Genomic DNA, 2,099 nt, shown 5'->3' on the forward strand with positions numbered 1-2,099 from the left:
GGCGCACAGTGTGCGCCGACCCCGGGCCTTGTTCGTTCACCCGGTGCCCGATCCGCCGGACGCTCAGGCCTTGGCGACGATCTCCAGCAGCGTGAAGTCGCGTTCCTGCGGATCGGCGGTCTCGCCGACCGGCGTCCACTTGTTCTTCTGCAGCTCGAAGGACTTGGCCTCGGTGCCCGTCACCATGTGGACGCTCACCGCGTAGTCGTTCCCCTTCGCCCCGTACACGGCGGGGAGTTCGAGGCCGAGGTAACCGGGGGCGCCGGTGACCTTGAAGCAGAAGCGGCCGTGGCCGACGGGGTCGGTCGTCTGCATGGCCCGGGCGGTGACCTCCAGCAGGCCGGGCGCGCTGTCGCAGGTGGCGAGGGTGATGTGCCCGTCGCCCCGCTTGAGCCTGATCCCGCGCTCCTTGAAGATCGCGTCGGCGCCCGGGTAGGCGAAGTCCTCCACCGCCGGCGGCGGGGTGACGTCGTCCGCCACGGCGGCGGTGCTCGGCCCGGGCGCCGCCGTGGCACCCACCGCGGTCAGGCCGGACAGTGCCACGGCGCCTACGGCAACGCAGGTGATCAGCAATCGGGAAAGCGGCCTCATGGTTTCATTTCCCCTCGTCATAGAACGCGATGAATCGCGCGCACATCAGCGGATTTAGAAGCGAGACAGAAGCGATACGGCGGCGGACACGGCGGCGTACGGGTAGTGCGCTCGGCATTGCGTGGAATATGCCCGTCGGTACGGAAACGGACAGCGGGCCCCGCGGCCGCCACCGTCAGGCCCGCCGTGAGCTGCTCCCCTGCGCCCGCGCGGACCGGCCGCCCATTGATATCACGCCCCGAGCGCCCGGTGAAAGGACCGGACTCGGGCCGTCGTCCGGCGACATCCGGAGGCGCACGCACCACTTTTCATGGTCAACTCCCGGTCAATTCCCTTTCCGGCCAACCTGCGCACGGAATGCGCGGCGCCGCACACCCTGGTGCGCCGCCGGATTGGCGCCATACGATCGTGAACAATGCGACGTCGAACGATGCCGCCCGGGGGCGGGTCCGGCGACGGGCCCTGCTGAGACTTTGAGGGGATATGACCAAAGCGATACCCAAGAAGGCCGGTTTATCGGCGCGACGGATGCGCACCCGGCTCACCGCGATCTCCACGCTTTCGCTGGCACTGACCGTCTTCGGGACGGCGGTGGCGGGGGCCGTCCCCGCCGACCCCGGTCCCGCACCGCTCGACCCCGGCGCCCGCGCCCTGGTGGTCGAGGCCTGGGCAGCCGGCGGGTCGGCGACCAAGGACGCCGCGGCCGGGGTCCTGACCGGCACGGACGCCGAGATCACCGCGTTCCTGGCGACCGGCCTCCAGCGCGCGACGGCCGAGGACGAGCGCTTCGCCGTCCTGAAGATGCTCGGCTCCTCCGGCGCCGGGGTGCGCGACGCCGCCCAGCGGGCGCTCAGCGGATCCGACGCCGATCTACACCAGTTCGTGCTGGCGGGCTTCCAGGCACCGTTGCAGGAGGACCGGCGGGCCTCCGCGCTGGCGGCCATAAACCTCGGCGGCCGCGCGGTCCGGGACGCGGCGCAGCGGGCGCTCGACGACGGCTCCGCCAAGGCGCTGACCGACTTCCTCACCACGGGTCTGGCCCAGGCCCAGCAGGAGGACGACCGCGTCCAGGTCGTGAAGATCATGCAGGCCGGCGGCCCGGAGGTGCAGAAGCTCGCGCAGCGGGCGCTGGACGGCACCCCGGACGACATCACGGACTTCCTGGAGAACGGTCAGGAACTGGCCCGCGCGCGGGACCAGGAGACGCTCACGATCGCCCAGCTCGCCGAGGTGGCCACGCAGGCCGGGAAGCGGGCGAAGGCGGAGACCGAGGCGGCGAAGGAGGCGGCGGCGCGGGCCGAACAGGCCTCGCGGCTGGCCAAGGAGGCCGCGGAGAAGGCGGCGGCGGAGACGGCTGCCGCGAAGGACGACCTCGTCCGGGCCGGGCAGGCCGCGAACCGGGCCGCCGAGGCGGCCGAGGGTGCGGCCAACGCGGCGCGGACCGCGATCCAGGCGTCCAACGCGGCGGTGTCCGCCGCCCGTACGGCCGCGAACGCGGCCAGCTCCCG

General features: G+C 72.4%; 2 protein-coding genes. One reads left to right on the forward strand and one right to left on the reverse strand.

Features of this window, described 5'->3' with window-relative positions:
* Positions 1-63: 63 nt before the first annotated feature.
* Positions 64-543 (reverse strand): hypothetical protein, encoded by a 480-nt coding sequence (locus ACFWA9_RS39035; protein ID WP_380394328.1) that lies wholly within the window; start codon positions 541-543, stop codon positions 64-66.
* A gap of 576 nt (positions 544-1,119) precedes the next feature.
* On the opposite strand from ACFWA9_RS39035, the gene ACFWA9_RS39040 reads away from it, so the two are divergent.
* Positions 1,120-2,099, forward strand: a 980-nt coding sequence (locus ACFWA9_RS39040) for an ALF repeat-containing protein (RefSeq protein ID WP_380394331.1), incomplete at its 3' end; no start/stop codon positions are given.

This window comes from Kitasatospora sp. NPDC059973 (assembly GCF_042737525.1).
Classification (GTDB): domain Bacteria; phylum Actinomycetota; class Actinomycetes; order Streptomycetales; family Streptomycetaceae; genus Kitasatospora.